The following is a 6,601-nucleotide window of genomic DNA, read 5'->3' as shown; positions in this document are numbered from 1 at the left end:
ATTGATTCTCAGGTAGGAAATGACGGGATGTCAGGATAACATTCGGCCGACCGCCCCGGTTGATGCTTCGGGGCGGTATTTCAGCAGCCTGCTAGACCGGATGCTGGAATTGCTATATGTATTAGATGGCTCTGAGTTTGTTAAGTTGTTCCAGTAGAGACTTGATCATTGGTCCTGCTTGTTCAGCACGTCTTCCAGCAAATCGCGCAGCTCCTCGTCGCCATACAAGGCCTTGCGCAAGTGAGAAGGGTCAATGCGCTGGCGTTGGTCGAAGGCGACTTCGTTTCCGGCTAGTTCCAGCAATTCCGCAGTCAGATACTCCATGACTCCTCCCAGATATACTGCAGCACCAGGCTGGACGCGCACGCCGGTGTGGGCCCCTAATCGTCGATGCAGGCGGCCGACCGGGAATACCAAGCCGGCCCGTGCACTTCGTGTCGCAACGGCTGCGGGCGGCGGCGGAGCCGGGTCGGCCAAATTTGCTTCTGTTCTGCTCTCGAGGAAATTTGACATGATACGGGTCAATTCGTGTCTGCCGGAAGTGAATTGGCTCGGCTGCATCTTGGTTTCCGCCTCTACTAGCGCGGCCTGGCGTTCTGCCACGTTGTGGGCAAGGATCACATCGAAACCCAGGTTTGCGCCAACGTCGATCACATCGCTGGCGAGGTCGGCGCTCTCAGCATATGTGGCATTGCTATCTGAGCGCAGGCCATGCATCTCCTTCCACAGCAATTCCAGACTGTTCAGATACGAATTCAAATTCAAATTGTAGGCGGCCAAGCCAGATAGGTAGTTGGTTCGTGTTTCGCCGCTCATTTTGCCAGCCATCTTGGACATGGCGTCGATATTATCGTTGACCACGGTTTTTACTTCCCGAATGATAGCCTGGACAGAGACTTCCGCCTCACCGGTGCTGCGTAGTCGCAATCCGATGGCGGTTACCTTGTCGGCGGATAGTCCGATGGCGCGATTTACGCCGCCGGCGGCCGGGAACAGGTTGTGGGGGTTGAGATAGAGCTTGTTGTAAATTGCTTTCATCTGTAGCAGCGAGTGCTCGCACGACGGCACCCCCAGCTTTGTTGCCATCTCGCGGTAGTACTTCAGCAGATCATCCTCGCTCCAGCGAGCCTTTAAATTGTCGTACTCGTGCACCAGCGCTTTCAAAATGGTGGCGTTGCGCACCACGTGGCGCAAATCGTCCCCGCCCTTAGCGCCCAACTGTTCGCGGTATCCCTTCGGCCAAGCCGGGCGGCCGAATTTGAAATATTTGACGCGGCGCTTGTGCTTGACGCGGCGGCGCGCTTTGCTGATCTGCTTCTGCAAGGCGTCGTCAAGCTTGGCAATGTTGTGCATTTTTTCGACGAACTGCTCGGCGAAATCTTCTTTGCTAGCAAACCTGTGGAGTGTCGGGGATTTCAAATATTCTTTTTGATAGTATGTTGCCAGTAGACCGTGGGGCGAAAGGCCCTTGTTGAGTAACTTTATCTTGATCATCGCCCAAATCTCTTTTTGCATCGCTCCTGTCGCAGGCAATGGTTTGGTGCTCGTTCCAATCAGGACTTTGCGCTGTAGGGTTGGTGCTACTGGCGCTGTCGCCTGCGCCGTACGGAACGGGAGCGCGGCGTTCATTTGCGGCGCTGGCACGAAAGTGGCGGCGCGGGCGCCCAGCCGGTCGGCTTCAGCTTCCAGGGCCGGTTGGTTGACGATTACCGTGCCGGCTCCAACTGGCGCCTGTACTCGACCTGCGCGCTGTTGTACCACGTGTGCCAGCTCGTGTCCCAGTAATTGCTGGCCGCGCGGCGTGTCCGGGGCATACTGGCCGTGCGCAAAGTAAATGTCGCTGCCAGTAGTGAATGCATGCGCACCAATTGACTGTGCGTGCGATCCGACATGGATGCGGACCGCAGAAAAGTCCGTCCGGAAGAAGCTTTCCATCTTCTGTCGTAATGCTTCGGGAATTGGCCGGCCAATGCTGCCAGTCAGGTTCAGGCGACCCGCGTCCAGTGCAATGATGCCGCTGGGTGTGCACTTTGATTGGAGCACCCCACTCGAACTCCCAGACTGCTGCGCGGCGCGCGCCATCAGTATGATGCCGCCATTTACAAAGTGCGCCTGAATCAGACGTCTCATCGTATTTCTCCGTTGACGTTGAATTGTGGTCTACATTTGTCCTTGGCAAGCTCTCCAATTTCCACAGTTGCCATTTTTCTTGTGCTCAATGGGACACAGGCCGGCCACTAGGGAGCACGACTCAGGAGCTTCGCAAATGGCATGAAGGGGCTGGGAATATCGCAAATTCGGAAGGGCAGGCGCGATTGGCGGCAGACATTGCTAGGCGCGGGCTACCACGTCAAGGCCTTGCTGAACTAACCCGGTATCAAGGGCCTGGATTGGGAGCTTGGATGGCTGTGGCAGTCGATGCATCCGCTGGTGTTGACGATGTAGCTGCCCAGACCGACCATCGCGCGATTTTCCCCCTAAAACGGCAAGTCACCAAACTAACTGCAGTATTGAAAGAACTCCACGCCGAGAAATGAAATTAAATGGGAACCGATTTTGGCGAAGACTTGATCAAGAGTTTGAATCAGGCTGTTTCCCATGCAAAAGGGCAGTCAAGGGCTGGCCAAGTGCGTGTGGTGACTGTGCCAAATGTACGCTTATTGCGTGAGAGCTTGAAGATGTCTCAGCAGAAGTTTGCTTTAGCGTTCCGCATTCCCTTGGCAACGCTCAAAGGTTGGGAGCAAGGCAGGCGTCAACCAGCCTACCTGAGCGTCATCGAAAAGTTGCCTAAAGAAGCGCAAGCAGCTCTAGAATTAACTCAACGCTAGCCCCACCGAAATGTTAATCCGCAGGTCTCCGGTTTAAGTCCAGGTCGGGGAAATGAAAACGCCGACCAGCAGGGTCGGCGTTTTCATTCTGAGGAACGCTCAGCTTCCGGCTATCAGAAGTAGAAGTTGCCGGAGATACCGAAGTGGTCGGCATTCACATCGCGCATGCCAGCCGCTTTAAACTTTTCCTTCACGTAGCGCACTTTCATGCCGACTTGCGGGATGAAGAAGTATTCGAGTTCCACCACACCGCTGACAGTGCTGTCGGATTTGCCGCCTACATCTGGAGCGGCGCCGTCGCTGCTCAGCTTGGCGCTCTTGATGTAACGCAGGCCGGCACCGACGCGCCAGTTCTCGTCCATGTGATAGTAGCCCAGCACTTCAACCGGGAAGCGCTCGAACTTGAGTTTGCCGTTTTTGGCGCTGGCGTCGTCAACGTGGTAGTTGAGCGTGCCCTGAATCGAGAACTCTTCGTCCAGGCGATAGTTCGCGCCGAAAGTGAAGTAGACCAGGCCGCCGGCCTTGACGTCGCGCGACCAGCCACTTTCGTACTCGGCGGTGGCCAGGGTGTCACCACCGTGGCTGACGCCGGTACCTACCAGGAAGCGCAGCGGACGCTCGACGGCTTGGGTTTGGGCCTGGGCGGCGCCCATGGTTGCGAGGATGGTGCTGATAGCGAATACAAACTTTTTCATGCTTACAAAAGGGTTAGGGCTTAAGGAGGCAGGAGTCTAACCGGCAGCATTTCTGAATGGCAATTTATTTATTAGACGAAAAGCTTAATTAGTTGCTAAATGGCATAAAATGCATTTTTGACCATATGCACTGGAATGGCTTTGAAGCTCATTAGTCGTTTGATCGCTTGCGCAGTTTTCTCGGGCTGCGCTTTTTCTTCGGCGTTTGCACTTGCTCCCGTTTCCGCACTTGAGCAATCGCTCCTCGCGAAGAAGTACGGTGAGTTCCAGAAAAATGCCAAGCCGGCCGCTGAGCGTGGCGATGCCGAGGCGTTGTTTTTGCTCGGGAAATCGTATGACCTCGGCTGGGGTGTCGAGAAAAACCTTGAGCTTGCGCGTAGCTACTACAAGAAAGCCGAGGCCCTAGGGTCAGTACGTGCTGCTCACAACCTGGGTGTTCAGGCGCTGGACGCCGGGCAGCGGGAAGAAGCGATCAGGCAGTTCCAGAAGGCGCTCGATAAGGGCCTTGCCATGCCCACGCTGTGGAACCTTGGGCGCGCTTATGACCCGTCGGGGTCTGGTAGCAACTGGCCGCTTGCGAAAAAAATAGAGGCGGCGGAAAAGTCCGGCGATTACTACAGGCAGGCCTTTGAAAGATCGCAAGATGTCGAGCATGCCGAGAGCGCCGCAGCGCAGTACGTGCGGGTTTACGACTGGACGCGCATGGGACAAGCGGAAGGCATGTTGAAGGAAAAGGACTTGCCGGCATTGCGCGAGCGCACAGTAACTTGGTTGAACAAGGCCATGAAACTGGGATCTGCGCGCGCATGGTCAAACTGGGGCGGCATGCTCTATGTCGAGGAGGACTACGCACAGGCCCGCAAAGCCTTCGAGCGGGCTGCAAAGGGCGATGTTCCGCAGGCCTATCAGTATCTCGGGAAGCTGGAGGAGCGCGAGAATCCCGATGCGCCGCAAGCAGCCATTGCAAATTACGAACGCGCGCTCGCGTTGGGGCATCCCAGCGCGCGGGACGCGTTGTACCGCGTGCTGCTTGGTTCACTCAAGCACGAGCAAGACCCCGAGGTACTTGGGCGGGGGATCAAACGGCTCAAGGAGCTGCATCGGGAAGAAGACGATCGATCAGACCTCGAGGAGCTTGTTGACGAGTACAATTGGCGCGCCTTCCTTGCGCAGGAAAAAGCGCGCGGCCGGAAGCTGCCGAACCTTCCCGTGTATTTGAAAGCCTGCAATCTCAACGAAAACTTCAAACCGGATGGGGTGAAGGTGTTCTTTCCGGGCTCGTACTGGAGCATGGGTGGAGTCGGCGTGGATTTTGTCGACTATCTTGCGATCGATGGTCGTGTCGATGCCGCCGGCTGTGCAAGCCTGGCGCAACCTTTACCCGACAAAGTCCGGAAAATGCTGGAAAGCGGCGGCATGATTTTCCTGCGCTTTCCGCCGGCTGGGCGCTTCATGCTCGATTGGCAGCTTAAGGGCAAGGAGGTTCACCTCGTGCCGCGGCCGACCGGGGCGTTGAAAATCCAGCTCTAGTCCGGATCGGGCTCACACGGTGCCGCGGCCGCTGAAAGAGCAGGTCCAGGTGCCGTGATCCTGACCGTTGCTGTCCCTCTGCCCACAATCCCACACCATACCGCATCTGCCGAATAGTCCCGTCAGTTCCGCTCGCCCACAATGAATTCAATGTGATCCCGCATCCATTTTGGGCGCGGCCCGGATCACATTCAACTTCGAGAAAAGGGGCGTGATCATGATCATTTGGGGCAAAGAACACAAGGCGCGCGGTGAAGCGCTGGCGGCAGCGGTTGGTGAAAAGGCAGCAGAAGCAGCCAACCTGTCCCGCTCGAACGAGGGCATCCAGCCACTGCGATGCGACGACAGCACCCTTAGCATCTGGGGTCATGGTGGCGAGACCAGTTTGGCAGAAATGCTGGATGTGGAATTGGGCGCCCTGATCGTTGCGTGGAAAGCGATGAATCCGGCCCTGCGTACGGTGGAGCTGGTTACCTGCAACGCGCAGCACAACCAGGAGCCCCTGGCAGGTTATGCACGTCGTGTTGCCGCCTTCGTCGAGCGGAAATACAAGGACGTAGCCGTCAAGGCCCTGCCGCGCGGGCAGCATGCCGACGACTATTCGGTGCTCTGGGCAAGCAACGGAAATCCTGTGTCGTTCTGCTACATCACCGCACCATCCACCAGGACGCTGACCTATGCTTCGGACCAGTTGAAGGCGTTGGAGCCGGCAAAGAACTACGACCTGTCGCTGGTGGCCAGCGAAATGGCCAAGGCACGCCGGCTGGTTGAACCCTCAAACTACAGCGTGTTGGCCGGCCCTGACCTCAGCATGATTCGCGCCATGCTCAGCGTGGTGCGTCCTGCTGCCTAGCTGAAGAAGCCCGCATGGCGGCGGCCGTGCCTGCGCCGCCATCCTTCCCCCTCAGACAGGGCCGGCTATGGACATCCGCTTTACCTTCATCAATCGCTCGCACGATCAACGTCGGCTGCCGGTCTTCCTATGCCATGCGGATGCCGGGGATCGGGGCGCCGCCGGGGCGGTGGCCTGGAAAGTCATCAGGAACTGCGCGTACGACTGGCGACATCCGTTTGTCTATGCGTGGCAAATGGAAGCCGGCCTGGCGGACAGCTTTGGCAATTATTCGCCGCGCCTGGCGGCATCCTGCGGCCAGGTATTCGCGGCACTGCCAACGGTGGCGGGACGCGTGTTTCGACGCCATAGCGGCAGTTGCAGCGGCATCGCTATCGTGAACAAGCTGGCCCAGGGAGCGGTTCATGCCTGCCTGTTCAACGAGGGCCGCTTGCTCGCGTGCCATACCAACCTGGCGCCGGGCCAGACGGCGAATTTCCGTATTCCGGCAGTGCTGCGCATTGGTGCGGCGCCGAATGTCCAGCAAGGCCAATTGCTCGATGCCGAAGCAATGGCCAATGTCGGTTGCGAGATCCCTTTGCTGGGGCTGGCGAGCGCGGACATTGTCATGACGGGGGGCGGTGGCGGCCAAGCGCCCCCGCTGTCGTTTCACATCGAGAACATTGTCAAGTCCTGAGCGCGCTGCGGCCCAGGAT

At 57.7% G+C, this 6,601-nt stretch carries 6 protein-coding genes; 4 read left to right on the top strand and 2 right to left on the bottom strand.

All coding sequences use genetic code 11. From position 1 onward, the window contains the following. Nucleotides 1-165: 165 nt before the first annotated feature. Nucleotides 166-2,130 carry an eCIS core domain-containing protein gene (locus BM269_RS28280; protein ID WP_090445769.1) on the bottom strand — a complete coding sequence of 655 codons (1,965 nt, stop codon included), beginning with the start codon at nucleotides 2,128-2,130 and terminating at the stop codon, nucleotides 166-168. Nucleotides 2,131-2,543: 413 nt separating this feature from the next. Between BM269_RS28280 and BM269_RS28275 the strand changes: the two genes are divergently transcribed. Beyond that, entirely contained in the window at nucleotides 2,544-2,828 is a 285-nt protein-coding gene (locus BM269_RS28275) for a helix-turn-helix domain-containing protein (RefSeq protein ID WP_090445765.1), read from the top strand. Between the two features lie 113 nt (nucleotides 2,829-2,941). Here BM269_RS28275 and BM269_RS28270 read toward each other — a convergent pair whose 3' ends face one another. Then, nucleotides 2,942-3,523, bottom strand: coding sequence for an outer membrane beta-barrel protein (locus tag BM269_RS28270; protein ID WP_090445762.1), 582 nt, complete (start codon nucleotides 3,521-3,523; stop codon nucleotides 2,942-2,944). Nucleotides 3,524-3,658: 135 nt separating this feature from the next. Between BM269_RS28270 and BM269_RS28265 the strand changes: the two genes are divergently transcribed. The 3 genes from BM269_RS28265 (at nucleotide 3,659) to BM269_RS28255 (ending at nucleotide 6,582) form a co-directional block, all read left to right on the top strand. Then, entirely contained in the window at nucleotides 3,659-5,053 is a 1,395-nt protein-coding gene (locus tag BM269_RS28265; RefSeq protein ID WP_090445758.1) for a hypothetical protein, read from the top strand. A gap of 211 nt (nucleotides 5,054-5,264) precedes the next feature. Next, the gene (locus BM269_RS28260; RefSeq protein ID WP_139232899.1) at nucleotides 5,265-5,906 is read left to right on the top strand and encodes a hypothetical protein; all 642 of its coding nucleotides are present in this window, start codon (nucleotides 5,265-5,267) and stop codon (nucleotides 5,904-5,906) included. A gap of 67 nt (nucleotides 5,907-5,973) precedes the next feature. Beyond that, on the top strand, nucleotides 5,974-6,582 hold the full coding sequence (locus tag BM269_RS28255) for a hypothetical protein (RefSeq protein ID WP_139232898.1): 609 nt from the start codon (nucleotides 5,974-5,976) through the stop codon (nucleotides 6,580-6,582). The last annotated feature ends 19 nt before the right edge of the window (nucleotides 6,583-6,601 follow it).

Source organism: Duganella sp. CF458 (assembly GCF_900113115.1).
In the GTDB taxonomy this organism is placed as follows: domain Bacteria; phylum Pseudomonadota; class Gammaproteobacteria; order Burkholderiales; family Burkholderiaceae_D; genus Rugamonas.
The sequence above is the reverse complement of the archived record's forward strand: the minus strand, read 5'-3'. Positions and strand labels throughout refer to the sequence as shown.

What these genes read in the sequence shown, in the direction of transcription:
- BM269_RS28280 (WP_090445769.1), bottom strand. Translation starts at nt 2,130, where the DNA reads ATGAGACGTCTGATTCAGGCGCACTTTGTAAATGGCGGCATCATACTG.
- BM269_RS28275 (WP_090445765.1), top strand. Translation starts at nt 2,544, where the DNA reads ATGGGAACCGATTTTGGCGAAGACTTGATCAAGAGTTTGAATCAGGCT.
- BM269_RS28270 (WP_090445762.1), bottom strand. Translation starts at nt 3,523, where the DNA reads ATGAAAAAGTTTGTATTCGCTATCAGCACCATCCTCGCAACCATGGGC.
- BM269_RS28265 (WP_090445758.1), top strand. Translation starts at nt 3,659, where the DNA reads ATGGCTTTGAAGCTCATTAGTCGTTTGATCGCTTGCGCAGTTTTCTCG.
- BM269_RS28255 (WP_139232898.1), top strand. Translation starts at nt 5,974, where the DNA reads ATGGACATCCGCTTTACCTTCATCAATCGCTCGCACGATCAACGTCGG.